At 59.9% G+C, this 24951-nt stretch carries 22 protein-coding genes; 15 read left to right on the top strand and 7 right to left on the bottom strand.

What is annotated here, in order from left to right; genetic code table 11:
- Nucleotides 1–25: 25 nt before the first annotated feature.
- From EAH78_RS05505 to EAH78_RS05480, 6 genes are all read right to left on the bottom strand, one after another.
- Entirely contained in the window at nucleotides 26–835 is an 810-nt protein-coding gene (locus EAH78_RS05505) for an ABC transporter permease (protein WP_140666473.1), read from the bottom strand.
- On the bottom strand, nucleotides 825–1772 hold the full coding sequence (locus EAH78_RS05500; RefSeq protein ID WP_140666471.1) for an ABC transporter permease: 948 nt from the start codon (nucleotides 1770–1772) through the stop codon (nucleotides 825–827). The genes EAH78_RS05505 and EAH78_RS05500 overlap by 11 nt, the downstream gene beginning before the upstream one ends.
- 1 nt (nucleotide 1773) lies before the next feature.
- Entirely contained in the window at nucleotides 1774–2811 is a 1038-nt protein-coding gene (locus EAH78_RS05495) for an ABC transporter ATP-binding protein (protein WP_140666469.1), read from the bottom strand.
- A 211-nt stretch (nucleotides 2812–3022) separates the two neighbouring features.
- Nucleotides 3023–4174: a putative ABC transporter substrate-binding protein YdcS gene (gene ydcS, locus EAH78_RS05490; protein WP_140666453.1), complete on the bottom strand. Its 1152-nt coding sequence runs from the start codon at nucleotides 4172–4174 to the stop codon at nucleotides 3023–3025.
- Nucleotides 4175–4256: 82 nt separating this feature from the next.
- Complete coding sequence (locus tag EAH78_RS05485) at nucleotides 4257–5744, bottom strand: gamma-aminobutyraldehyde dehydrogenase (RefSeq protein ID WP_140666451.1); 1488 nt, start codon at nucleotides 5742–5744, stop codon at nucleotides 4257–4259.
- Nucleotides 5745–5846: 102 nt separating this feature from the next.
- Nucleotides 5847–6761, bottom strand: a complete 915-nt coding sequence (locus tag EAH78_RS05480; protein ID WP_027924928.1) for a LysR family transcriptional regulator — start codon at nucleotides 6759–6761, stop codon at nucleotides 5847–5849.
- A gap of 175 nt (nucleotides 6762–6936) precedes the next feature.
- Here EAH78_RS05480 and EAH78_RS05475 point away from each other — a divergent pair, with 175 nt between their 5' ends.
- The 15 genes from EAH78_RS05475 to EAH78_RS05390 all read left to right on the top strand — a co-directional run bounded on the left by EAH78_RS05475 (nucleotide 6937) and on the right by EAH78_RS05390 (nucleotide 23288).
- Nucleotides 6937–7620 (top strand): tellurite resistance TerB family protein, encoded by a 684-nt coding sequence (locus EAH78_RS05475; RefSeq protein WP_140666449.1) that lies wholly within the window; start codon nucleotides 6937–6939, stop codon nucleotides 7618–7620.
- Between the two features lie 93 nt (nucleotides 7621–7713).
- Entirely contained in the window at nucleotides 7714–9336 is a 1623-nt protein-coding gene (locus tag EAH78_RS05470) for a methyl-accepting chemotaxis protein (protein ID WP_140666447.1), read from the top strand.
- Nucleotides 9336–9872, top strand: coding sequence for a chemotaxis protein CheW (locus tag EAH78_RS05465; protein ID WP_140666445.1), 537 nt, complete (start codon nucleotides 9336–9338; stop codon nucleotides 9870–9872). The genes EAH78_RS05470 and EAH78_RS05465 overlap by 1 nt, the downstream gene beginning before the upstream one ends.
- Entirely contained in the window at nucleotides 9869–11131 is a 1263-nt protein-coding gene (locus tag EAH78_RS05460) for a CheR family methyltransferase (protein ID WP_140666443.1), read from the top strand. Before EAH78_RS05465 ends, EAH78_RS05460 begins: the two co-directional genes overlap by 4 nt.
- The gene (locus EAH78_RS05455) at nucleotides 11128–11811 is read left to right on the top strand and encodes a chemotaxis protein CheW (RefSeq protein WP_140666441.1); all 684 of its coding nucleotides are present in this window, start codon (nucleotides 11128–11130) and stop codon (nucleotides 11809–11811) included. The genes EAH78_RS05460 and EAH78_RS05455 overlap by 4 nt, the downstream gene beginning before the upstream one ends.
- The gene (locus EAH78_RS05450; protein ID WP_140666440.1) at nucleotides 11808–14099 is read left to right on the top strand and encodes a hybrid sensor histidine kinase/response regulator; all 2292 of its coding nucleotides are present in this window, start codon (nucleotides 11808–11810) and stop codon (nucleotides 14097–14099) included. The genes EAH78_RS05455 and EAH78_RS05450 overlap by 4 nt, the downstream gene beginning before the upstream one ends.
- A complete protein-coding gene (locus EAH78_RS05445; RefSeq protein WP_140666438.1) occupies nucleotides 14096–15106 on the top strand; it encodes a chemotaxis response regulator protein-glutamate methylesterase in 1011 nt (336 codons plus the stop codon). The genes EAH78_RS05450 and EAH78_RS05445 overlap by 4 nt, the downstream gene beginning before the upstream one ends.
- 48 nt (nucleotides 15107–15154) lie before the next feature.
- Nucleotides 15155–16159, top strand: a complete 1005-nt coding sequence (locus EAH78_RS05440; RefSeq protein ID WP_140666436.1) for a diguanylate cyclase domain-containing protein — start codon at nucleotides 15155–15157, stop codon at nucleotides 16157–16159.
- A gap of 216 nt (nucleotides 16160–16375) precedes the next feature.
- Nucleotides 16376–17471 (top strand): peptide chain release factor 2 gene (gene prfB / locus EAH78_RS05430; protein ID WP_095920368.1). Its coding sequence is split into 2 segments (ribosomal slippage): nucleotides 16376–16447 and nucleotides 16449–17471, totalling 1095 coding nucleotides; the frame shifts between segments, so codons are not numbered across the junction.
- Nucleotides 17472–17554: 83 nt separating this feature from the next.
- The gene (gene lysS / locus EAH78_RS05425; protein ID WP_140666434.1) at nucleotides 17555–19057 is read left to right on the top strand and encodes a lysine--tRNA ligase; all 1503 of its coding nucleotides are present in this window, start codon (nucleotides 17555–17557) and stop codon (nucleotides 19055–19057) included.
- A gap of 99 nt (nucleotides 19058–19156) precedes the next feature.
- Nucleotides 19157–19873: a TetR/AcrR family transcriptional regulator gene (locus EAH78_RS05420; RefSeq protein ID WP_170219101.1), complete on the top strand. Its 717-nt coding sequence runs from the start codon at nucleotides 19157–19159 to the stop codon at nucleotides 19871–19873.
- A gap of 157 nt (nucleotides 19874–20030) precedes the next feature.
- The gene (locus tag EAH78_RS05410; protein ID WP_140666432.1) at nucleotides 20031–20585 is read left to right on the top strand and encodes a hypothetical protein; all 555 of its coding nucleotides are present in this window, start codon (nucleotides 20031–20033) and stop codon (nucleotides 20583–20585) included.
- 36 nt (nucleotides 20586–20621) lie between these two features.
- Nucleotides 20622–21899: a flavohemoglobin expression-modulating QEGLA motif protein gene (locus tag EAH78_RS05405; protein ID WP_140666430.1), complete on the top strand. Its 1278-nt coding sequence runs from the start codon at nucleotides 20622–20624 to the stop codon at nucleotides 21897–21899.
- Nucleotides 21900–22047: 148 nt separating this feature from the next.
- Nucleotides 22048–22962 carry an alpha/beta hydrolase gene (locus EAH78_RS05395; protein WP_140666428.1) on the top strand — a complete coding sequence of 305 codons (915 nt, stop codon included), beginning with the start codon at nucleotides 22048–22050 and terminating at the stop codon, nucleotides 22960–22962.
- Entirely contained in the window at nucleotides 22959–23288 is a 330-nt protein-coding gene (locus EAH78_RS05390; protein WP_140666426.1) for a hypothetical protein, read from the top strand. Before EAH78_RS05395 ends, EAH78_RS05390 begins: the two co-directional genes overlap by 4 nt.
- Nucleotides 23289–23464: 176 nt before the next feature.
- Here EAH78_RS05390 and EAH78_RS05385 read toward each other — a convergent pair whose 3' ends face one another.
- Nucleotides 23465–24811 (bottom strand): Kelch repeat-containing protein, encoded by a 1347-nt coding sequence (locus EAH78_RS05385; protein WP_161599669.1) that lies wholly within the window; start codon nucleotides 24809–24811, stop codon nucleotides 23465–23467.
- Nucleotides 24812–24951: the final 140 nt, after the last annotated feature.

Below are 24951 nucleotides of genomic sequence, written 5' to 3'. Positions count from 1 at the left end.
TTCCACAGTGAGTAAGGGTTGTTATTTATTTCCCGCCGCTACCGGCAACGCTTTCGCCACCCCGGGTCAGGTAATAAGCGCCAAGGATCGGCAGCATGGTCACCATCATCACCAGCATCGCGACGACGTTGGTCACCGGCACGTCCCGTGGGCGGCTGAGCTGGTTGAGCAGCCACAGCGGCAGGGTGCGTTCATGGCCGGCGGTGAAGGTGGTGACGATGATTTCGTCGAACGACAGGGCAAACGCGAGCATGCCGCCGGCCAGCAACGCCGAGCCGAGGTTCGGCAGGACGATGTAACGGAAGGTCTGCCAGCCATCGGCACCGAGGTCCATCGAGGCTTCGATCAAACTGTGCGAAGTGCGGCGCAAACGGGCGATGACGTTGTTGTAGACGATCACCACGCAGAAGGTTGCGTGGCCGATGATGATGGTGAACATCCCCGGCTCGATCCCCAATGTCTTGAAGGTTGCCAGCAACGCGATCCCGGTGATGATCCCCGGCAACGCAATCGGCAGGATCAGCATCAGCGAGATCCCTTGCTTGCCGAAGAAATCCCGGCGGTACAACGCCGCGGAAGCGAGGGTGCCAAGGACCATGGCAATCAAGGTCGCGACGGAGGCAATCTGCAGCGAGAGCTTGATCGCTTCCAGTACGTCCGGCCGCGAAAACGCCACGCTGATCCACTTCAGGGTGAAGCCCTTGGGTGGAAAGCTGAACGCTGCGTCTTCAGTGTTGAAGGCGTAGAGGAAGATGATCAGGATCGGAAAGTGCAGAAACACCAACCCGCCCCAGGCTGCGATTTTCAGACCCAAAGAGGCTTTGTCAGAGTGCATCGAAGGCCCCCAGTCGTTTGACGATAGTCAGGTAAATGGCGATCAACACAATCGGCACCAGCGTGAAAGCCGCGGCCATCGGCATGTTGCCGATCGCGCCTTGCTGGGCGTACACCATGCTGCCGACGAAGTAGCCCGGCGGGCCGACCAGTTGCGGCACGATGAAGTCGCCCAGGGTCAGGGAAAAGGTGAAGATCGAACCGGCCGCGATGCCCGGAATCGACAGCGGCAGAATCACTTGCATGAACGTCTGGCGCGGCTTGGCGCCCAGGTCGGCCGATGCTTGCAGCAAGGATGGCGGCAGACGCTCCAGCGAGGCCTGGATCGGCAGAATCATGAACGGCAGCCAGATGTAGACGAACACCATGAAGCGGCCCAGGTGCGAGGTCGACAAGGTGCTGCCGCCCACGCCCGGAATGCCCAGCACAAACTGCAAAACCGGCTCCAGCCCCAAGTGCTGAACGAACCACTGCGCGACGCCGCCCTTGGCCAGCAACAGGGTCCAGGCGTACGCCTTGACGATGTAACTGGCCCACATCGGCATCATCACCGCGATGTAGAAAAACGCCTTGGTCTTGCCGGTGGTGTAGCGCGCCATGTAGTAGGCAATCGGGAACGCGACGATGGCGCTGGCGATGGACACGACGACGGCCATGCTCAAGGTGCGCAGGATGATGTCGAAGTTCGATGGCTGGAACAGTGCCGCGAAGTTCGCCAGGGTCAGGTCGGGTGTGACCGCCATGGTGAAGTCATCGAAGGTGTAGAAACCTTGCCACAGCAGCACCAGCAACGAGCCGAGATAAATCGCGCCGAACCACAGCAGCGGCGGTACCAGCAGCATCGACAGATACAGGTTCGGTCGGCGATACAGCAGGTTGGAAAACCTGCGCAACGGCGAACCGCGCGCCGGGGTTTGAGGGATAGCCACGGTGTTCATCTCACACCCCGCCGACAACGGTGTCGTGCAGCGGGATCATCGCTTCCCGTGCCCAGCGAGCGCTGATGCGTTGCCCGGTCTGGTGTTGGGCGCTGATGTCCAGCCATTGGTTGTTGGCCTGGCTGATGTTCAGGGTCTGGCCGTTTTCCAGTTTCATCTCGTAGCGCGTGGCGCTGCCCTGATACTGGATGTCGTGGAGCAAACCGCTGACTTCGATCTCGTGGCTGGCCAGCGGACCTTCGGCAAATCGCACGTGTTCCGGGCGAATCGAAAACGGCTGCGGATTGCCGCTCAACTGCTTTGCCAGATCGCCGCGAATCACGTTCGAGGTGCCGACGAATTCCGCGACAAAAGTCGTTGCCGGTTTCATGTAGAGGTTGCGCGGCGTGTCGACTTGCTCGATGCGCCCCTTGTTGAACACGGCCACGCGGTCAGACATTGACAGCGCTTCGGTCTGGTCGTGGGTGACGAAGATGAAGGTGATGCCGAGTTGGCGTTGCAGTTTCTTCAGCTCGCTTTGCATCTGCTCGCGCAGCTTCAAGTCGAGGGCGCCCAGAGGCTCGTCAAGCAGCAACACGCGCGGGCGATTGACCAAGGCTCGGGCCAGGGCGACACGCTGGCGCTGACCGCCGGACAGTTGCACCGGTTTGCGCTCTCCGTAACCGCCGAGGGCGACCATGTCGAGGGCTTCTTCGGCGCGTTTCTGGCGCTCGGCTTTGCCAACCCCTTTGACTTTCAAACCGTAGGCGACGTTGTCGAGGACGTTCATGTGCGGAAACAGGGCGTAGTCCTGAAACACGGTGTTGACGTCACGCTCATACGGCGGCAGCCCGGCGGCTTCTTCGCCATGAATGCGGATCGAGCCTGCGCTTGGTTGTTCGAAACCGGCGATCAGGCGCAAACAGGTAGTTTTGCCCGAGCCGGAAGGGCCCAGCATGGAGAAAAACTCGCCGTCCTGGATGTCGATGGAAACCCGGTCTACGGCTTTCACTTCGCCGAAGAGTCGGGAAACGTTGGTGAACTGGACTGCAAGCGTCATGGTGCGGTGCTCCAAAAAGGCGAGGGCCGTCGCAGCGGCCCTGCCTGGACTTCTGAAAAATCTGAATCGAATACGATCTGCCAGTGATGGAGATCGAATGTGGGAGCGGGCTTGCTCGCGAATGCGGTGTGCCAGGCAGCATCAATGTTGAATGTGATGGCCTCTTCGCGAGCAAGCCCGCTCCCACAAGGGGACGGTGTCACGTCAAAGACTAGCGGCCGCCCATGATCGCGATGTAGTCCTGGGTCCAGCGGCTGTATGGCACGAACTTGCCGCCTTCAGCTTGCGGGGTTTTCCAGAAGGCGATTTTCTCGAACTGGTCGAAACCGTTGGTCTTGCAGCCCTCGGCGCCGAGCAATTCGCTGCCGGTGCACGCCGCAGGCACCGCTGGCAACGAACCAAACCACGCCGCCACGTCACCCTGGACTTTCGGGTTCAACGACCAGTCCATCCACTTGTAAGCGCAGTTCGGGTGCTTGGCTTCGGCGTGCAACATAGTGGTGTCGGCCCAACCGGTGGCGCCTTCTTTCGGGATGGTCGAAGCAATCGGCTGCTTCTCGTTCATCAGGCCGTTGACCTGATACGGCCAGGCACCGGAGGCAACCACGCCTTCGTTTTTGAAGTCACTCATCTGCACGGTGGTGTCATGCCAGTAGCGGTGGATCAGCGGCTGCTGGGCGCGCAGTAGATCGAGCACGGCTTTGTACTGGGCTTCGGTCAGTTCATACGGGTTCTGGATACCCAATTCCGGCTTGGCGGTTTTCAGGTACAGCGCGGCGTCGGCGATGTAGATCGGGCCGTCATAGGCCTGCACGCGCCCCTTGTTCGGCTTGCCGTCCGGCAGGTTTTCGGCGTTGAACAGCACGCCCCAACTGGTTGGCGCGGTCTTGAACACGTTGGTGTTGTACATCAACACGTTCGGGCCCCACTGATACGGGGTGCCATATACCTGCTTGTTGACCACGTACCACGGCGCATCTTTGAGGCGCGGGTCGATGTTTTTCCAGTTCGGGATCAACGCTGTGTTGATCGGTTGTACGCGCTTGCCACCGATCAACCGCAGCGAGGCATCGCCCGACGCGGTCACCAAATCGTAGCCACCCTTGGCCATCAGGCTGACCATTTCATCGGAAGTGGCCGCAGTCTTCACGTTCACCTTGCAGCCGGTTTCCTTCTCGAAACCGGTCACCCAGTCGTAGGCCTTGTCGCTTTCGCCACGTTCGATGTAGCCCGGCCAAGCCACAATATCCAGCTGACCTTCGCCGGCACCGACCGCTTTCAGCGGTTCGGCGGCCTGGAGGCTGGCACTCGCCAGCAGCGCGGTGGTGATTGCACTGAACAGTGCGGTCTTGTGCACGAACATGGGAATTCCCTCTTCTTTAATTATGGTCGGGGCAGTTGTGAACGTGGTGAAGCATGCCGTTAGCGGCTTGTTATTAGCGTAGTCAGAGATGCTGGCCGTGGCGCGCCATGATGTGCCGCACCACGCTGTAGTCCTGAAGCGAATCGCTGGATAGGTCTTTGCCGTAGCCCGAACGTTTCAGGCCGCCATGGGGCATTTCGCTGACCAGCATAAAATGGCTGTTGATCCAGGTGCAGCCGTACTGCAAGCGCGCCGCGACCTGCATCGCCTTGTCCAGGTTCTGAGTCCAGACCGACGAGGCAAGGCCGTATTCAGAGTCGTTGGCCCAATCCACGGCTTGTTCGAGCTCGTCGAAGCGGGTCACGGTGACCACCGGCCCGAACACTTCGCGCTGGACGATCTCATCGCTCTGTTTGCAACCGGCCAGCAAGGTCGGCTGGTAATAGAAGCCGGCGCCAGAGTGCACCGCAGCGCCAGTCACGCGTTCGATGTGCGGCTGGCCGAGGGCGCGTTCGACGAAACTGGCCACGCGATCACGCTGGCGAGTGCTGATCAGCGGGCCGATTTCGTTGTCGGCATCGCGTTTACCGGCGAAACGCAGGCTGCTGACCGCCGCGCCAAGCTCGGCCACCAAACGGTCATGAATCCCGGCCTGTGCATAAATCCGGCACGCGGCGGTGCAATCCTGACCGGCGTTGTAATAACCGTAGGTGCGCACGCCTTCGACGACCGCCTGAATGTCCGCATCGTTGCAGACGATCACCGGCGCTTTGCCACCGAGCTCGAGGTGGGTGCGTTTCAAGGTTTTGGCGGCGGCCTGAAGGATTTTTTGCCCGGTGACGATATCGCCGGTCAACGACACCATGCGCACTTTAGGATGACTGACTAAATGGCTGCCGACGCCTTCACCGCCGCCACAGACAATGTTGATCACGCCGCGTGGCAGAATCTCCGCCAGCGCTGGCGCCAGGGCCAGGATCGACAGCGGCGTGTGTTCGGATGGCTTGAACACCAGCGTGTTGCCGGCGGCGAGGGCCGGGGCGATTTTCCACGCGGCCATCATGATCGGGTAGTTCCACGGCGCGATGGACGCGACGACCCCGATAGGATCGCGGCGCACCATGCTGGTGTAGCCCGGCAGGTATTCGCCGCTGAGCTGGCCGGTCTGGCAACGCACGGCGCCAGCGAAGAAGCGGAACACGTCTACCGTCGCACTCAAGTCGTCCTGACGGGCCAGGTGCAATGGCTTGCCGCAGTTCAGCGATTCGAGGCGGGCGAGGAGGTCGGCTTGTTTTTCGATGGCGTTGGCGATGTCCAGCAACAAGCTTGAACGCTGCTGCGGTGTGGTCCGCGACCAACTGGCAAATGCGTGGTGGGCGGCGAGAATCGCGGCTTCGACTTGCTCGGTGCTGGCTTCGGCGATGTGGGTCAGCACTTCCCCGGTGGCGGGGTTGAGGATCGGTTCGACAAAACCCTGGCCTGCGACCAATTCGCCATCGATCAACAACGCGGTAAACAACGGGGTCTGCGCGCCAGCCATTTTGCGGGTTCTCTTTTCTTGTGTGGCCATGCTGCTCCCTGTGACTGGGGCCCGGCCGTCTTATATAGATGCAGCAAGACTAGTGCGCGGACCCGAGGTCGACAAATACTAAATACTGAAGGCTGCGTTCGATTAAATAGATGGCTTGCGGCCACCGTGGGGTTGCTCGCGGGCGACGGTCAAGAACGGGTCGACCAACGCCGGGCGCGCGGTACCGCGGCGCCAGGCCAGGCCAACGTCCAGGGTCTGGCTCAGGTCGGCAATCGGTCGGGCTTCGATGATGTCGCCCTCCAGGGACCATGGGCGATAGGTCATGTCGGGCTGGATCGACACGCCCAATCCTGCGGCGACCAGACTTCGGACCGCCTCCGTTGAAGCCGTCCGCAGTGTGATGCGCGGTTGCAAGGAGGCCGCCGACCACATCCGCTGGGCGTTGCGGTCCATTTCATCGACGTTCAACTGAATCAACGGTTCCCGGGCCACGTCGGCGAGGTTGATGCTGTCGTGTTCCAGCAGCGGGTGTTGGGCCGGCAACCACAGGCGATGAGGCGAATGAGTCAGCACTTCAGTCTGCAAGGCGTGACGATCTTCGAGGTTGGACAGGATCAGCACGCCGACATCGATTTCGCCGCTGACCAGCAAATGCTCGATGTAGGGCCGCTCGTCTTCCATCACCCGGATCTCGACATTGGGGTAGGCGCGCTGGAAACGGGTGAGTAAATCCGCCAGGTAGTAACCGGCAACGAGGCTGGTCACACCGATGATCAACTGGCCGGCAACCTGGTCGGTGCTTTGTTGCAGGCTGCGTTTGGCGTTGTCCACGGTGGCCAGAATCAAGTGCGCCTGGCGCAGGAATTGGTGGCCCTGGTGGGTCAGGCTCATGCCCTTGGCGTGTCGGTTAAACAGGCCGACGCCGATCTCCTCTTCCAGTTGCTGGATGGCCAGGGTCAATGTCGATTGGGAGATGAACGCGGTTTGCGCGGCGGCGGAGATCGAACCGGTCTCGGCCACGGCGATGAAGTGACGGATCTGACGCAAGGTCATCATGGGGAATTACCCGGTGGGCGGTTTTTATAGATTTGCTGGAGTGTATATCTTTTTAATCGAAGGGCCCGTGGGCGTTACAAGAGAGCAGCAACATCTGGAAGCACACTCTCCGAGAGACGCCCGGCACTTTCGATCTAGGCTGGTGGCCGGTTACCCCTTTCGTGGAGGCGACAAAATGAATACGCGTGGTTTGCTCGATCAACTGCTCAAGTCCGGTCAGGATCTGTTGCAGAACAAGGCCGGTGGCAATCAGAACAAGGCGTCCAGCGGTGGCCTCAGCGGTTTACTCTCGGGCGCGAGTGGCGGCGCTTTGGCGGCGGGCGCCATGGGCCTGTTGCTCGGCAGCAAAAAGGCCCGCAGCGTCGGCGGCAAAGTCGCCCTCTATGGCGGCCTCGCCGCATTAGGGGTAGTTGCCTACAAAGCCTTTGGCAATTGGCAGGCTCAGCAAGGCTCGGCGCCGAACACTGAACCGCAAACCCTCGATCGCTTGCCCCCGGCGCAAGTCGAGCTGCACAGCCAGGCGATTCTCAAGGCGTTGGTCGCTGCCGCCAAAGCCGATGGCCACGTTGATGATCGCGAGCGCGCGTTGATCGAAGGCGAATTCACCAAGCTCGACAACGATCAGGAGTTGCAGCAGTGGCTACATGCCGAACTCGGCAAACCACTGGACCCGACCGAAGTTGCCCGGGCTGCCAGCACGCCGGAAATGGCCGCCGAAATGTACATCGCCAGCGTGATGATGGTGGATGAGCAGAGCTTCATGGAGAAGTCCTACCTGGATGAACTGGCACGGCAATTGAAACTGGAGCCTGGGTTGAAGGCGGAGTTGGAGAAACAGGTGCGTCAGGCTTCCCTGTAAGTCCTGGATTGAGAACCGCCGCACACCGTCTTATAAATGAAACACCGCCCTCGGCTATACTCCCCAGCATTTGAACCGCCCCGAGGACTGACTGTGAAGAACTGGACGTTGCGCCAACGCATCTTGGCGAGTTTTGCGGTGATCATCGCCATCATGCTGTTGATGGTTGTCGTCTCGTATTCGCGGCTGTTGAAAATCGAGGCCAGCGAAGCCAGCGTTCGTGATGACGCGCTGCCCGGGGTGTATTACAGCTCGATGATTCGCGGCGCCTGGTCCGAAAGTTTTCTCCAGACCCAGGAGCTCCTGGGCTTGAAGCAAGGGCAGGGCATCAGCGCTGGGGATGTCGAAGATTACAAAAATTTCGAAGCGAAGCTGCAAGAGGAGATGAACAGCTACCGCACAACCATCACCACGGAGGAAGACAAGGTTGAGTACGCTGTGTTTGAAAAGCTCCACACGGACTACAACAAGGCACTGACGAACGTGCTCGATTTGTACAAGGGCAATCAGGTTGCGGAGGCCATCAAGCAATTCAATGATCAGCTGATTCCAGCCTGGAGCGCCGGTCGCGCGAAGCTCAATGACATCATTCACGAAAACAAAGTGGTGGCCGACCAGGACATCGCGAACATCGACGACGCCGTGTTGACCGCCAAAATCATCATGGGCGTTTCCTTGCTGGTCGCTGTACTGGCAGCCGGCCTCTGCGGTCTGCTGTTGATGCGCGCGATCATGGCGCCGATGAACCGTATCGTGAAAATCCTCGAAATCATGCGCACAGGTGATCTCAGTAGCCGGTTGAATCTGGAGCGCAAAGACGAGTTCAACGCCGTTGAAACCGGCTTCAACGACATGATGACCGAGCTCACCTCGCTCGTATCTCAAGCCCAACGCTCGTCGGTGCAGGTCACCACTTCGGTCACCGAGATCGCCGCCACCTCTAAGCAGCAGCAAGCCACCGCCACCGAAACCGCAGCCACCACCACCGAAATCGGCGCGACGTCCCGTGAAATCGCGGCCACTTCCCGTGATCTGGTGCGCACCATGACTGAAGTGTCCACCGCGGCTGACCAGGCCTCGGTGCTCGCCGGTTCCGGTCAGCAAGGCTTGGCGCGCATGGAGGACACCATGCACTCGGTGATGGGGGCGGCGGATCTGGTCAACGCCAAACTGGCGATCCTCAACGAGAAGGCCGGCAACATCAATCAAGTGGTCGTGACCATCGTCAAGGTGGCCGACCAGACCAACCTGCTGTCGCTGAACGCCGCCATCGAGGCCGAGAAGGCCGGTGAATACGGTCGCGGTTTCGCCGTGGTTGCCACTGAAGTGCGACGTCTGGCGGACCAGACTGCCGTTGCCACTTACGACATTGAGCAGATGGTGCGGGAGATCCAGTCGGCCGTGTCGGCCGGGGTCATGGGCATGGACAAGTTCTCCGAAGAAGTGCGCCGAGGCATGTCCGAAGTGCAGCAGGTTGGCGAGCAGCTGTCGCAGATCATCCACCAGGTACAGGCGCTGGCGCCGCGAGTGTTGATGGTCAACGAAGGCATGCAGGCCCAGGCCACCGGCGCCGAGCAGATCAACCACGCGCTGGTGCAGTTGGGCGATGCCAGCAGCCAGACCGTCGAGTCATTGCGTCAGGCCAGTTTTGCCATCGACGAGCTGAGCCAGGTGGCCGTCGGCCTGCGCAGTGGCGTTTCGCGATTCAAAGTCTGATGAGCGAACTCGCGGCCAAACGCGGCGCCGGGGTGCCGGTCAAGCAATCGTTGTTCCTGGTGTTTCGCATCGGCAGCGAGCGCTATGCCTTGCAGGCCATCGAGGTGGCGGAGGTGTTGCCGCGTCTGCCGTTGAAGCCGATTGCCCAGTCGCCGCACTGGATCGCCGGGGTATTTGCGTATCGCGGCACGGTGGTGCCGGTGATCGACCTCAGTGCGCTGACCTTCGGTCAACCGGCTCAGGCCCGCACCAGCACGCGGTTGGTGCTGGTCAATTACCGCCCAAATGAATCAACCCCGACGCAATGGCTGGGGCTGATTCTGGAGCAGGCGACGGACACGCTGCGTTGCAACCCTGCGGACTTTAAACCCTATGGCCTGGACAATCGTCAGGCGCCGTACTTGGGGCCGGTGCGCGAAGATGCGCAAGGTTTGCTGCAATGGGTGCGGGTCGCCGATTTGCTCGATAATCAGGTGCGCGCCCTGTTGTTCCCGTCGCCGCCACTCGATCCGGCGCTGCTTGAGGAGCGGCCATGAGCAGCGATCAACGATTTTTCGATTTCCTCAAGGAGCGCATCGGCCTCGACGTGACGTCGGTTGGCCCGGCGATCATCGAGCGCGCGGTGCGCCAGCGCAGCATTGCCTCTCATGCGCTGACGGCTGACGAATATTGGCACACGCTGCTAGGCTCGCAGGATGAGCAGCAGGCGCTGATCGAAGCAGTGATCGTGCCAGAGACTTGGTTTTTCCGTTACCCGGAATCGTTCGCGACGCTAGCGAAACTGGCCAGCAAACGCCTGGCCGAGATCAACAACATGCGCGCGCTGCGGATTCTCAGCCTGCCGTGTTCCACCGGTGAAGAACCGTATTCCATCGCCATGGCGTTGCTCGATGCCGGGCTCAAGCCGCATCAATTCAAGGTGGAAGGCATGGACGTCAGCCCGTTGTCGGTGGAAAAAGCCCGGCGCGCGCTGTACGGCAAAAACTCGTTTCGCGGTCAGGACATTGCCTTTCGTGACCGGCATTTCAGCGCCGAAGGCGACGTCTATCGCCTCAGTGATCGCGTGTTGGAACAGGTGCGTTTGCAGGTTGGCAACCTGCTCGATCCGGCGTTGTTGGCGAGCGAGCCGCCGTATGATTTTGTGTTCTGTCGCAACTTGCTGATCTATTTCGATCAGCCGACTCAGCAGCAAGTATTTGAAGTGCTGAAGCGCCTGACCCATGTCGACGGTGTGCTGTTTATCGGCCCGGCCGAGGGTGGTTTGCTGGGGCGATTTGGCATGCGTTCGATTGGCATTGCGCAGTCGTTTGCGTTCAGCCGTCAGCGTGTGCCGGAGCCTGAACCGTTTCCTGTGTTCGTGCCGGCCCCGCTGCCGATGCGCCAACCGACGCACAGCGCGCCACCGGCTCCGGTGCGCAATCGACCGTTTGCCACCGTGACACCGTCACGCGCCACGACGAAAGCCTCGGACGCCGCGGCCTTGCTGGCGAACATAGCCGTGCTGGCCAACGAAGGCAAAAGTGTTGAAGCGCGCATCGCGTGCGAACAGTATTTGCGCGGCCACGAACCTGTCGCCCAGGTGTTTTATTGGCTGGGACTGCTCAGTGATGTCAGCGGCAACGCCTTTGAAGCCCAGGGTTTTTATCGCAAGGCGTTGTACCTTGAACCGCAACATCCCGACGCGTTGATGCACCTGGCAGCCTTGCTGCAATCTCAGGGCGATGCGGCGGGTGCCAGACGATTGCAAGACCGCGCCGCCCGCAGCGCACGCGCCGACAGTGAGCGTAAACGATGAACGCCTCCGACACCTTGAACGTCACCCACGAAGATGCCCAGGCCATCGACGATTGCTGGAACCGTATCGGCATCCACGGCGACAAGTCCTGCCCGCTGCTGACCGAGCACATTCACTGCCGCAACTGTGCGGTTTACTCGGCGGCCGCTACACGCTTGCTCGATCGCTACGCGTTGCAGCAGGACGACCGCGTGCAACACTCGGCGACGGTCGAAACGGACATAAAAACCCGTTCGCTGCTGATGTTCCGGCTCGGCGAAGAATGGATGGCGCTGGCCACTCGCAGCCTTGTGGAAGTGGCGCCGTTGCAAGCCATTCACTCCCTGCCGCATCAGCGTTCCCGGGCCTTGCTCGGCGTGGCGAATGTGCGCGGCGCATTGGTCGCGTGCCTTTCACTGGTGGAATTGCTCGGGCTCGACGTCACCAATAATGTAGTGTCCGGCGCGCGGGTCATGCCGCGCCTGTTGATCATCGCCGCGCACGGTGGGCCGGTGGTGGTGCCGGTGGACGAGGTCGACGGGATTCATGCCATCGACGAGCGCATTCTCGAGGCCGCCTCACAATCGGGCACCCAGGCCAGCGGCAAGTACACCCGAGGCGTGTTGCCCTTCAAAGGTCGTAGTTTGCGTTGGCTGGATGAAGAACAATTGCTGTCCGCTGTGACCCGGAGCCTCACATGACCCCCGAACAAATGCGCGACGCCTCGTTGCTGGAGCTGTTCAGCCTTGAAGCCGAGGCCCAGACCCAGGTGCTGAGCGCAGGCCTGTTGGCCTTGGAGCGCAATCCGACCCAGGCCGATCAACTCGAATCCTGCATGCGCGCGGCGCATTCGCTCAAGGGCGCGGCCCGGATCGTCGGTGTCGACGCCGGGGTCAGCGTCGCGCATGTGATGGAAGACTGTCTGGTCAGTGCTCAGGAAGGGCGCCTGTACCTGAGTCCCGAGCACATCGATGCATTGTTGCAAGGCACCGACCTGCTGATGCGCATCGCCACGCCTGACAACAATCCCGACGCCGGGGACATTGAGGGTTACGTCGCTCTGATGGCGCGGTTGCTGGATCCGCTGGCGCTTGCCGCACCGATCAGCACACCCATCGCGCCGTTCATGACGGAGTCTTCGGCGCAGGTGCCTGAGGTCGAACTGCCCGTTCCAGTTGTCGAGCCGATACCGGCAACACCTGTTGAACCTGCACGCCAGACCAAACGCACCACCGAAAACGGTGAGCGCGTACTGCGCGTGACGGCCGAACGCTTGAACAGCCTGCTCGACCTGTCGAGCAAATCCCTGGTGGAAACCCAGCGCCTCAAGCCGCATCTGGCGACCATGCAACGCCTCAAGCGCATGCAGAATAACGGTCTGCGGGCCCTGGAAAACCTCAACGTCCATCTCAAGGATCACACCCTGAGTCTGGAAGCCCAGGAAGCGCTCGAAGATGCGCGGCGGTTGCTGGCGGAATCCCAGCAATTGCTGGTCGAGAAAAACGCCGAGCTGGATGAATTTGCCTGGCATGCCAGTCAGCGCGCGCAGGTGTTGTACGACACCGCGCTGGCCTGTCGCATGCGCCCGTTTGCCGATGTGTTAACCGGGCAGGTGCGTATGGTGCGTGATCTGGGCCGGGACCTGGGCAAACAGGTACGACTTGAAATCGAAGGCGAGAAAACCCAGGTTGACCGCGACGTCCTGGAAAAACTCGAAGCGCCGCTGACGCACTTGCTGCGCAACGCCGTGGATCATGGCATCGAATCCCCGGAGCAGCGGCTGCTGGCCGGTAAACCGGCGGAAGGTGTAATTCGCCTGCGCGCCTCGCATCAGGCCGGACTGCTGGTATTGGAATTGAGTGATGACGGCCATGGCGTCGATCTGGAAAAGGTCCGCCGCACCGTCATCGAGCGGCAGTTATCCCCAGCGCAAACCGCCGCTCAACTCAGCGAACAAGAGCTGCTGACGTTTTTATTCTTGCCGGGTTTCAGCCTGCGCGGCACGGTCACCGAAGTGTCGGGGCGCGGCGTGGGGCTGGATGCGGTGCAGCACATGGTCCGCCAATTGCGCGGTGCGGTGGTGCTGGAGCAGACGGCGGGCGAGGGCAGTCGTTTCCACCTTGAAGTGCCGCTGACGCTGTCGGTGGTCCGCAGCCTGGTGGTGGAGGTCGGTGAGGAGGCCTATGCGTTTCCGCTGGCCCACATCGAACGCATGTGCGACCTCGAGCCGCAAGACATTGTGCAGGTCGAAGGGCGTCAGCACTTCTGGCACGAAGGGCGGCATGTCGGGTTGGTGGCGGCCAGTCAACTGTTGCAGCGCCCGATCAACCCGAATAACCAGCAAACCCTCAAGGTCGTGGTCATCCGCGAGCGCGATGCGATTTATGGCGTAGCGGTCGAGCGTTTTGTCGGCGAGCGGACCTTGGTCGTATTGCCGCTGGACGAACGTCTGGGCAAGGTGCAGGACATCTCCGCCGGGGCGTTGCTCGACGACGGTTCAGTGGTGCTGATCGTCGATGTCGAAGACATGCTGCGCTCGGTGGATAAACTGCTCAATACCGGGCGCCTGGAGCGCATTGCCCGCCACAGCAATCAGCCGGTCGAAGCGGCGCGCAAGCGGATACTGGTGGTCGACGATTCGCTGACGGTTCGCGAGCTGCAACGCAAGCTGCTGCTCAATCGCGGCTACGAGGTGGCGGTGGCGGTCGACGGTATGGATGGTTGGAACGCCTTGCGTTCGGAGGATTTCGATCTGCTGATTACTGACATTGATATGCCGCGCATGGACGGTATCGAATTGGTGTCGTTGTTGCGCCGCGACACTCGCCTGCAATCGCTGCCGGTGATGGTGGTGTCGTACAAGGACCGTGAAGAGGACCGCCGTCGTGGACTGGACGCCGGGGCCGACTATTATCTAGCCAAAGCCAGTTTTCATGACGATGCCCTGCTTGATGCAGTGGCTGAGCTCATCGGAGGAGCACGGGCATGAAAATCGCAATCGTCAACGACATGCCCATGGCGGTGGAGGCCTTGCGCCGCGCCCTGGCGTTTGAGCCGGCGCACCAGGTCATCTGGGTCGCCAGTGATGGCAAGGAAGCGGTGCAAAAGTGCGCCGAACAGACACCGGACCTGATCCTGATGGATTTGATCATGCCGGTGATGGACGGGGTCGAGGCCACTCGGCGGATCATGGCCGAAACGCCGTGCGCCATTGTGATCGTCACCGTCGATCGCCAGCAGAACGTGCACCGGGTATTCGAGGCCATGGGCCATGGCGCGCTGGATGTGGTCGACACCCCGGCGCTCGGTGCCGGCAACGCCCAGGAAGCGGCGGCGCCGTTGTTGCGCAAGATCATGAACATTGGCTGGCTGATCGGCGAGCGCGGTAATCAGGAACGCTCGGTGCCGAGCCCGCTGCGCAGTTGCGCCTCGCGCCAACGGCTGATCGCCATCGGTTCATCCGCCGGCGGCCCGGCAGCACTGGAAATCCTGCTCAAGGGCTTGCCGCGAGATTTTCCGGCGGCCATCGTGCTGGTCCAACATGTCGACCAGGTGTTCGCCGCCGGCATGGCCGAATGGCTCGGCAGCGCCAGCGGCTTGAACGTGCGTCTGGCCGTTGAGGGCGAAGCGCCTCAGGCGGGTACGGTGTTGCTCGCCGGCACCAATCACCATATCCGATTGTTGAAAAACGGCACGCTGGCCTACACGGCCGAACCGGTCAATGAAATCTACCGGCCCTCGATCGATGTGTTTTTCGAGAGCGTGGCCAATTACTGGAACGGCGACGCCGTAGGGGTTTTGTTGACGGGCATGGGGCGCGATGGTGCGCAGGGGCTTAAACTCATGCGCCAACAAGGTTACCTGACCATCGCTCAGGACCAGAAAAGCAGTGCGGTATACGGAATGCCCAAAGCGGCCGCGGCCATCGACGCCGCCATGGAAATTCGCCCGCTGGACAAGATAGCGCCACGATTGCTGGAGATATTCGCGAAATGACCGCCATTAGCAGCAATCCTGGCCCAGGTAGTACTCAGGTGACCGCCCATGAATGACTTACAGCTCGACGACTTCAAAACCACCGACGAAAACGCCGCCATGGTGTTGTTGGTGGACGATCAGGCGATGATCGGTGAAGCGGTGCGCCGGGGGTTGTCGACCGAAGACAATATCGACTTCCACTTCTGCGCCGACCCGCACCAGGCCATCGCGCAGGCGATCCGCATCAAGCCGACGGTGATTCTTCAGGACCTGGTAATGCCCGGTCTGGACGGCTTGAGCCTAGTGCGCGAGTACCGCAATCATCCGGCGACCAAGGACATTCCGATCATTGTCCTGTCAACCAAGGAAGACCCGCTGATCAAGAGCGCGGCGTTTGCGGCCGGGGCCAATGATTATCTGGTCAAGCTGCCGGACAACATCGAGCTGGTCGCGCGGATTCGCTATCACTCTCGCTCCTACATGACGCTGTTGCAGCGCGATGCGGCGTACCGCGCGTTGCGGGTCAGCCAGCAGCAATTGCTCGACACCAATCTGGTGCTGCAGCGGCTGATGAACTCCGATGGCCTGACCGGGCTGTCGAACCGTCGGCATTTCGATGAATACCTGGAGCTGGAATGGCGCCGTTCGCTGCGTGACCAGAGTCAGCTGTCGCTGCTGATGATCGATGTGGATTATTTCAAAGACTTTAACGATAGCTTCGGTCATCTGGAGGGCGATGAAGCCTTGCGCAAGGTGGCCACGGCGATTCGCGAGGCGAGCGCTCGCCCGTCCGACCTGCCGGCCCGTTATGGTGGCGAGGAGTTTGCGTTGGTGCTGCCCAATACCACGCCGGGCGGTGCACGCCTGGTGGCGGAAAAACTGCGCCAGACCGTGGCGGCGCTGAAGATCCCGCATATTTCACCGGCCGAAGGCTCCAGCCTGACCATCAGCATTGGCCTCTCCACCATGGTCCCGCAACCGGGCAGCGATTGCCGCCAGTTGATCTCGGCGGCGGACAAGGGGCTGTACCTGGCGAAGAACAATGGGCGTAATCAGGTTGGGATCGAGTAGTTTTCCTGCCTGACGGGACCCTGTGGCGAGGGAGCTTGCTCCCGCTGGACTGCGCAGCAGTCCCATTTGTTGGGCGCGCTTCGCGCCCCAGCGGGAGCAAGCTCCCTCGCCACACCAAAACCATTCACCCCTAAGCCGCCAGGCGGACTGCCGTTTCAGGCCGTTTGCCGTTATACTCGCCGGCTTTCAAAAGTTCGCCAACGAGTGCTGCCCGCCATGGAAATCAACCCGATCCTTAACAGTATCAAGGACCTGTCCGAGCGCTCCGAAACTATTCGGGGGTATCTTTGACTACGATCAAAAGCATGAGCGTCTGACTGAAGTCAATCGCGAGCTTGAAGATCCGTCTGTCTGGAACAACCCGTCGTACGCTCAGGAACTGGGCCGCGAGCGGTCCCTGCTGGCGCAGATCGTCGAAACCCTCGACGAAATGCACTCCGGCCTGGCCGACGCCAAAGACCTGCTGCTGATGTCCGCCGAAGAAGAAGACCAGGCCGCCGTCGATGACGTCGCTGCCGAAGTCGAGCGCCTGCGCGAGTCGCTGGAAAAACTCGAATTCCGCCGCATGTTCAGCGGTGAAATGGATGCCAACAACGCCTACCTGGACATCCAGGCCGGCTCCGGCGGCACCGAGGCCCAGGACTGGGCCAACATCCTGCTGCGCATGTACCTGCGCTGGGCTGACAAGCGCGGTTTCGACGCGACCATCATGGAACTGTCCGCCGGTGAAGTCGCCGGGATCAAGGGCGCCACCGTGCACATCAAGGGTGAATACGCCTTTGGCTGGTTGCGCACCGAGATCGGCGTGCACCGTCTGGTGCGCAAAAGCCCGTTCGACTCCGGCAACCGTCGCCACACCTCGTTCTCGGCCGTGTTCGTGTCGCCGGAAATCGATGACAACATCGAAATCGACATCAACCCGTCGGACCTGCGCATTGACACCTACCGCTCCTCCGGTGCCGGTGGTCAGCACGTAAACACCACCGACTCGGCCGTACGTATTACGCACGTACCGACCAACACCGTGGTCAGCTGCCAGAACGAACGCTCCCAGCACGCCAACAAAGACACCGCGATGAAAATGTTGCGGGCGCGCTTGTACGAGCAGGAAGTGCAAAAACGCAACGCCGCCTCCCAGGCCCTGGAAGACACCAAGTCCGACATCGGCTGGGGTCACCAGATCCGCTCGTATGTACTCGATGCGTCGCGAATCAAGGATTTGCGCACTAACATCGAACGCAGCGACTGCGACAAGGTGCTCGACGGCGACATCGACGAATACCTGGTGGCCAGCCTGAAACAAGGCTTGTAACCCGATCCCCCTGTAGGAGCCGGCTTGCTGGCGATCCCCGGCCAACGGCCGGGGACAATGAACCTGATGGAATATTTAAAGACATGAGCGACCTAGAACTCGACCCGCAAGCCCTGCAACAGGAAGAAAACTCCCTGATCGCCCTGCGCAAGGAAAAGCTTGCTGCCGAGCGCGCCAAGGGCAATGCCTTCCCGAACGACTTCCGCCGCGACAACTACTGCAATGACTTGCAGAAACAGTACGCGGACAAGACCAAGGAAGAGCTGGCAGAGGCTGCAATCCCGGTCAAGGTTGCCGGTCGCATCATGCTCAACCGTGGCTCGTTCATGGTGATCCAGGACATGACCGGTCGCATCCAGGTCTACGTCAACCGTAAAACCCTGTCCGAAGACACCCTGGCCGCGGTGAAAACCTGGGACATGGGCGACATCATTGCCGCCGAAGGCACCCTGGCGCGTTCCGGCAAGGGCGACCTGTACGTCGAAATGACCACCGTACGCCTGCTGACCAAGTCGCTGCGCCCGCTGCCGGACAAGCACCACGGCCTGACCGACACCGAACAGCGCTACCGTCAGCGTTACGTTGACCTGATCGTCAACGAAGAAGTGCGCCAGACGTTCCGCGTCCGTTCGCAAGTCATCGCGCACATCCGCAGCTTCCTGATGCAGCGTGACTTCCTCGAAGTTGAAACGCCGATGCTGCAAACCATCCCGGGTGGCGCAGCGGCCAAGCCGTTCGAGACTCACCACAACGCGCTGGACATGGAAATGTTCCTGCGTATCGCGCCTGAGTTGTACCTCAAGCGTTTGGTGGTTGGCGGTTTCGAGAAAGTGTTCGAGATCAACCGCAACTTCCGTAACGAGGGCGTTTCGACTCGTCACAACCCTGAGTTCACCATGTTGGAGTTCTACCAGGCGTACGCCGACTACGAAGACAACATGGACCTGACCGAAGAACTGTTCCGCGAACTGGCGCAGCTGGTTCTGGGCAGCACCGACGTGCCTTACGGCGACAAAGTGTTCCACTTCGGCGAACCGTTCGTGCGTCTGTCGGTGTTCGACTCGATCCTCAAGTACAACCCTGAGCTGACCGCAGACGACCTGACCGATATCGACAAAGCGCGTGCCATCGCCAAGAAGGCCGGCGCCAAGGTGCTGGGCTTCGAAGGTCTGGGCAAACTGCAGGTGATGATTTTCGAAGAGCTGGTCGAGCACAAGCTGGAACAGCCGCACTTCATTACCCAGTACCCGTTCGAAGTGTCGCCGCTGGCCCGTCGCAACGATGACAACCCGAACGTCACCGACCGTTTCGAACTGTTCATCGGCGGCCGTGAAATCGCCAACGCCTACTCCGAGTTGAACGACGCGGAAGACCAGGCCGAGCGCTTCATGGCTCAGGTCGCGGACAAGGACGCGGGCGACGACGAAGCCATGCATTACGACGCCGACTTCGTTCGTGCGCTGGAATACGGCATGCCGCCAACCGCCGGTGAAGGTATCGGTATCGACCGTCTGGTGATGCTGCTGACCAACTCCCCGTCGATCCGCGACGTGATCCTGTTCCCGCACATGCGGCCGCAAGCGTAAGTGTTTCAATTAAAAAGCCGCCTTTTCAGGCGGCTTTTTATTGCCTGTCTGGTACAAACGTATCAATTTGTTGCTTTCATCTGAGAGGAAAGACCTGTCGTGAATCGTGCAATGGCTCAAGAAGGTGCAGCGGGTATCGCCACTGCGGTCGCTGAAAGTGTTCAGTACCAGGGCCGCAAGGCCAGCCGACAGGGCAGCGAGCAGCGTCGACAGGACATTCTCGATGCGGCGATGCGCATTGTCGTGCGCGATGGCGTGCGGGCCGTACGCCACCGTGCGGTGGCGGCCGAGGCCGGTGTGCCGTTGTCGGCCACTACCTACTATTTCAAGGACATCGATGACTTGCTCACCGATACCTTCGCCCAATACGTGGAACGCAGCGCGGCGTTCATGGCCAAGTTGTGGGTGAACAACGAAGGCTTGCTGCGCGAGATGGTGGTCAGCGGCGATGGCAGCCCCGAGGCGCGCTCGCAGTTGGCGGACGACATTGCACGGTTGATGACGGACTATGTTCACCGGCAATTGATCAACCGTCGCGAACACTTGATGGCTGAACAGGCGTTCCGTCAGGAGGCCCTGTTGAACCCGCGTCTGGCGGAACTGGTGCGCTCGCATCAGCAAATTCTTCTCCAGGGCACCTGCCAGCTTTTCGAAGTGTTGGGTTCGCGTGAGCCCCAAGAGGATGCCAAAGTGTTGACGGCGATTATCGGACGGATGGAATATCAGGGCCTGCTCAACGACACCGAGCCTGCGGGTGAAGAAGAAATGCTTGGTATCCTCAATCGCTACATGCACTTGGTACTCGCGTCGGTGTAACCCCCAGTGGGACTGCGATCCTGTGGGAGCGGGCTTGCTCGCGAATGCGGTTGAACATTCAGCATCTGTGTTGACTGGTACACCGCATTCGCGAGCAAGCCCGCTCCCACATTAAGACAGTGTTCACTTGGGACCGTGTGTTCATAGGGAGTGTTGAATGAAAGCCTGGCGCGTCATCGTGATCGCCTTGTCGTTCCTGCTGCTCAGTGGCTGTCTGGTGACCTTCAAGGAGCCGCTGCCCGCCAGCGACCCCGCGCCCAAAGGTTTGCTCGGCAAATGGACCAGCACCAACGCCTGGGGCGAGCCGATGAACCTGGAGCTGACGCGTATCGGCGACCATCGCTATCAGGCAGTCAGCTACTTCAAGGCCAAACCCGGCGAACGCGAAGCCTATCCCTTCACCGTCTCGCGCCATGGCAGCCGCTGGTACCTGTCGGCGAAGGTGCCCGCCAAGTACGGCGGCCATTTCACCATTGCCGGTTTCGAGCTCACGGACAAACACGAATTGGTGGTCTACAACCTCGACCCCGAGCAGATCAACCAGGCCCTCGGACAAAAAGTCCTGAGCGGCGAAGGCTTCCAGACCGACGACGGCGACGGCGTATTGGTCGACAACGCAATGGATCAAGTCTTCACCTACCTCGACGATCCGGCCAATTCCGATGTCTTCGTCGAAGCGGTGCGATATCAGCGCCAGGCCAAAAGCAAATAGACTCAGCACATAACGGTTTTTCTACAGGAGTTTCGGGTGGACGATTACCAGCAGACGATACGCATTTTGTCCGATCGCATTGTGCTGGCGCAGACGCCGATTCGCGTCCTCGATGCGGTCAAGTGGGACGACAACATCCGCAAGGGATTCCTCAAGGCCAAGGGCAAGGAAATGCCGGCGGTGGACCGCGATTACTACCTCAACCGCCCACTGTCCTTTGACTCCAGCAAAGTGAAATTGGAATTCCAGAACATCGAGCGCGACATCACCCGTCAACTCGGCCAGTTCAACCCGGTCGGCCAGATCATGCGCCGCATGTGCAAGGAATACCGGATGGTGGTGCGCATGCTGGAAGCGCGCGGCACCGAGGATTTCGGCCTGATCTCGCAAGAGTTGTATGGCGCTGCATCCGACGCGTTCCATGCCGGCGACCCGACCCTGGCTGACCTGGGGCTGATGCTGTCCGATTACCTGAACAACATCGACGGCCGTGGCGATCTCAAGGATGAGCCAAAAATCCTCACGGCCAAGGAAGCCGTGCACCTGCTGCAAACCCGCTTGAACAAGGTGTTTGGCGAGGCTGAAGAAACCATTCGGGTGTTCGAGTCCGACGGGATCGTCGCCGATGCGGCGGCCGGCGCCGACTACATCAAGATTCGCGCCGATGCGATGTTCAACGACCGTGACGTGCGTGCCCTGGAAGTCCACGAAGGGCTGGTGCATGTCGGCACCACGCTCAACGGGTTGAACCAGCCGATCTGCACCTTCCTGTCCAAGGGCCCGCCGTCGTCGACAGTGACCCAGGAAGGCCTGGCGATCCTGATGGAAATCATCACCTTTGCCTCCTACCCGAGTCGCCTGCGCAAACTCACCAACCGCACCCGCGCCATTCACATGGTGGAGGAGGGCGCAGACTTCCTGCAGATCTACGAGTTCTTCCGCGAGCAAGGTTTCGAAATGGCGGAAAGCTACGGCAACGCCAGCCGGGTGTTCCGTGGTTCGGTGCCCAACGGCCTGCCATTTACCAAAGACTTGTCCTACCTCAAGGGCTTCATCATGGTTTACAACTACATTCAGTTGGCCGTGCGCAAAGGCAAGCTTGAGCAGATCCCGCTGCTGTTTTGCGGCAAGACCACGCTGGAAGACATGCGCACGCTGCGCCAGTTGGTGGATGAAGGGTTGGTGGTGCCGCCGAAGTATTTGCCGGATCAGTTCCGTGATTTGAACGCGCTGTCGGCATGGATGTGCTTCTCCAACTTCCTCAATCACCTGAGCCTGGACCGGATTGAAGCGGATTACTCCAACATCCTCTAACGATCACACGGTCAAAATGTGGGAGCGGGCTTGCTCGCGAAAGCGGTCTGATATTCAACATTTTAGTTGTCTGACACACCGCCTTCGCGAGCAAGCCCGCTCCCACATTTGATCTATATTTCAATCCATTTTTGCGAGGTTTCAACGGATGAGATTCCTCGGCATGGTTTGCCTGCTTCTGACCTTGAGCGGTTGCAGCTCCCTGCTGTTCTACCCCGACCCCGGCCAGGTGTTCACCCCGGAAAAAGCTCATCTCGAATACCGCACCGTCACCCTCGTCACCGCCGACGGCCTCAAGCTCAACGCCTGGTGGTTACCCGCGAAAAAAGGTGTCGACGTCAAAGGCACGGTGCTGCACCTGCACGGCAACGGCGGCAACCTGCCGATGCACCTGGGCGGGAGCTGGTGGCTGCCCAAGGAAGGCTATCAAGTGCTGCTGATCGACTATCGCGGCTACGGTTTATCCGAAGGGAAACCGAGCCTGCCGGCGATCTATCAGGACATCGACGCCGCGTTCAAATGGCTCGATCAGGCCCCCGAGGTCAAAGGCAAACCGCTGATCCTGCTCGGCCAAAGCCTCGGTGGCTCGATGGCCGTGCACTACCTGGTTCAACACCCCGAGCGAGAGAAACAGCTCACCGCCCTGATCCTCGACGGAGCGCCCGCCAGCTATCGCAGTGTCGGCCAGTTTGCCTTGAGCAACTCGTGGCTGACCTGGCCGTTCCAGGTGCCGTTGTCCTGGCTGGTGCCGGATAGCGACAGCGCGATCAACTCGATGCCGCAGCTCAAAAGCGTGCCGAAACTGCTCTACCACAGCATCGACGATCCGATCGTGCCCCTTTCCAACGGCATCCGTCTGTATCAAGCTGCGCCGCCGCCGCGCGTGCTGCAACTGACCCGAGGCGGTCATGTGCAGACCTTCGCCGATCCGGTCTGGCGAAAAGTCATGTTGCGTTATCTCGACGATCCGCAGCATTTCAACGGCCTGCGCCGCCTGGGTGAAATCCCCAATTACCCGGCCCCCCCGAATTCAGAAGATGAACCACCAGAGAGTCCGCAATGAGTGAAGAACGTAACGCCATCCCGCTGATCATCACCGGTATCTGCAGCATCCTCGGCACTGTGGGTGCCTTGTGGTTCTACGGTTACCTGCATTTCGCCAAGCCGGAGGATGCGTTGCTGCTCAACGAATTCACCATGCTCAAGACCGTACCGGGCGAGGACTACAAAGTCTCCCTGGAGCCCGCCGCGCAAGTGGCGCAGTGCATTGATGGCGTGTTGGTGATGTTTGATACCGAGCAAAAAGGCCTGACCGGTGTCTTGGTCGACAGCAAGAAAAAAGCGGTGCGTTGCATGGGGCAAGAAACGCCGCAAAAATTACAACCGTAGTGCACTTCTATTTGCAACCGGGATCATCTGTGAAAGCGAGTGATCGCCAGATACAAGAAGGCCCGTCTGACTTGGTCGGACGGGCCTTCTTGTTTGGGACTTCACGAACCCTGTACTTATTGAAGAGCTAACTGTTTTTACAGAATGCGAAAACAAAGCACTGGGTCTCATTAGCGTTAATTTTTTGAACCTGTTTCTGTTGACCCGTAGGCTTCGAACCCGACGGTCATGGTGCCTTTTCCTGATATGACCGCTTGTATTCGGTGGCTTCCTTCTTGCAAATCTATGGCGGAGGAAACGGACCATTGTCCTTGTGCGTCGGTAACAGTGGCGACAATAAGTTCTCCATACTGGTCGATCACTGCTACAGGCGTGTGAGCGAACAAGGATAAGCCGGAATAGATTGGACGGGGACCGGTAGTAGACCCATTTTTTGGAGTTCTTATAAAGAAAGGTGTGAAAAGCATGGCTTTATCTGTAACGGGTTCCAACTGTCCTCCGGCGACCAATATTTCGCCAGTTTGGAGCTGAGTTGCTGAGACACCGAGACCGCGGGGGTACAGAACGTGAGTCTCTTCAATAGGTTCAAACTCTCCCGTCTCTGGATCAAAGAGCTCAACTTCACGAGTAGGGCCAATTACATCATTGGCGCCGCCAATGAAAAGTATTTTGCCGTCTTTCATCCTGGTTGCCGTAGTGGCGGCGTGCCCCGTTTGCATGGACATCACCCTCCAGCTACCTGTCTCAGGATTATAGAATTCGGCCGTACCTTCGAGGTTGGTTATCCCCCCAGCAACCATTATGTGACCACTTGGCAGCAGGAACGCACTGCATCTAACGCGGGCGTGCAGCATAGGCGCTATAGGCGTCCACACTCCGGTCTCCAGATCCAGCTCCTCCACCGAATTCGTCTTTCCCCCCGCGTCGGAATTGCCACCGGCGACCAACACTTTGCCGTCTCCCATAAGGGTCATTGAGAAAGTGTTCCGGCCAACGTTCATGTCAGCGATTCGCTCCCAGACGCGAGACTTCGGGTCGTAGATTTCCACCGCTTTGACGAATCCAATGGCCACATCGTACCCACCAGCGAGTAGCACTCTTCCATCAGGTAGGGATATCGATGCGCAAGTTGCACCATGTTGAGCGTTCAACACACCGGTGTTCGTCCATGCGTCAGTCTTCGGGTCGTAGATTTCCGACACGTCAATGCCGTGCGTATGGCCCGCGCCTGCGGTCACTAACACTGTTCCATCCGTCAGCAAGATCGCCTGGGCTCCATAGCGGCCAGTGTTCATATCAGCGACTTGCGTCCACCGGGCAGTCTCTGGGTCGTAGATTTCCACTGAGTTGTAGATTATCGAACCCCCGAATTCGTGGTCGGCGCCTGCAGCAACCAGCACTTTTCCATCTTGCAGCAGGGTCGCGGAAAAATCCTGGCGGGCCTGATTCAATGAACCGGTAAGTGACCAGGAACTTGTGGCCGGTATCCTGGTTTCTGTTCCTTCACTTGAGATTAATGTCATGGTTGTCGCTTCCTTCGCAAAGTTGTCGAAGGAATAGCAAACCCCATACATCGGGTCTTTTTCTACTGTCAAAAATGACAGTTTCGACCGTCGGTCATTGTATCCGAGTGCAAAAAAGCCCCGCCTGATCTGATCAGGCC

Source organism: Pseudomonas arsenicoxydans (genome assembly GCF_006438915.1).
GTDB classification, from domain to species: Bacteria; Pseudomonadota; Gammaproteobacteria; order Pseudomonadales; family Pseudomonadaceae; genus Aquipseudomonas; species Aquipseudomonas arsenicoxydans_A.
The sequence above is the reverse complement of the archived record's forward strand: the minus strand, read 5'-3'. Positions and strand labels throughout refer to the sequence as shown.

Excerpts from the sequence above, each read along its gene's own strand:
- EAH78_RS05505 (WP_140666473.1), bottom strand. The coding sequence starts at position 835 with ATGCACTCTGACAAAGCCTCTTTGGGTCTGAAAATCGCAGCCTGGGGC.
- EAH78_RS05500 (WP_140666471.1), bottom strand. The coding sequence starts at position 1,772 with ATGAACACCGTGGCTATCCCTCAAACCCCGGCGCGCGGTTCGCCGTTG.
- EAH78_RS05495 (WP_140666469.1), bottom strand. The coding sequence starts at position 2,811 with ATGACGCTTGCAGTCCAGTTCACCAACGTTTCCCGACTCTTCGGCGAA.
- ydcS (WP_140666453.1), bottom strand. The coding sequence starts at position 4,174 with ATGTTCGTGCACAAGACCGCACTGTTCAGTGCAATCACCACCGCGCTG.
- EAH78_RS05485 (WP_140666451.1), bottom strand. The coding sequence starts at position 5,744 with ATGGCCACACAAGAAAAGAGAACCCGCAAAATGGCTGGCGCGCAGACC.
- EAH78_RS05480 (WP_027924928.1), bottom strand. The coding sequence starts at position 6,761 with ATGATGACCTTGCGTCAGATCCGTCACTTCATCGCCGTGGCCGAGACC.
- EAH78_RS05475 (WP_140666449.1), top strand. The coding sequence starts at position 6,937 with ATGAATACGCGTGGTTTGCTCGATCAACTGCTCAAGTCCGGTCAGGAT.
- EAH78_RS05465 (WP_140666445.1), top strand. The coding sequence starts at position 9,336 with ATGAGCGAACTCGCGGCCAAACGCGGCGCCGGGGTGCCGGTCAAGCAA.
- EAH78_RS05460 (WP_140666443.1), top strand. The coding sequence starts at position 9,869 with ATGAGCAGCGATCAACGATTTTTCGATTTCCTCAAGGAGCGCATCGGC.
- EAH78_RS05455 (WP_140666441.1), top strand. The coding sequence starts at position 11,128 with ATGAACGCCTCCGACACCTTGAACGTCACCCACGAAGATGCCCAGGCC.
- EAH78_RS05450 (WP_140666440.1), top strand. The coding sequence starts at position 11,808 with ATGACCCCCGAACAAATGCGCGACGCCTCGTTGCTGGAGCTGTTCAGC.
- EAH78_RS05445 (WP_140666438.1), top strand. The coding sequence starts at position 14,096 with ATGAAAATCGCAATCGTCAACGACATGCCCATGGCGGTGGAGGCCTTG.
- EAH78_RS05440 (WP_140666436.1), top strand. The coding sequence starts at position 15,155 with ATGAATGACTTACAGCTCGACGACTTCAAAACCACCGACGAAAACGCC.
- lysS (WP_140666434.1), top strand. The coding sequence starts at position 17,555 with ATGAGCGACCTAGAACTCGACCCGCAAGCCCTGCAACAGGAAGAAAAC.
- EAH78_RS05410 (WP_140666432.1), top strand. The coding sequence starts at position 20,031 with ATGAAAGCCTGGCGCGTCATCGTGATCGCCTTGTCGTTCCTGCTGCTC.
- EAH78_RS05395 (WP_140666428.1), top strand. The coding sequence starts at position 22,048 with ATGAGATTCCTCGGCATGGTTTGCCTGCTTCTGACCTTGAGCGGTTGC.
- EAH78_RS05390 (WP_140666426.1), top strand. The coding sequence starts at position 22,959 with ATGAGTGAAGAACGTAACGCCATCCCGCTGATCATCACCGGTATCTGC.
- EAH78_RS05385 (WP_161599669.1), bottom strand. The coding sequence starts at position 24,811 with ATGACATTAATCTCAAGTGAAGGAACAGAAACCAGGATACCGGCCACA.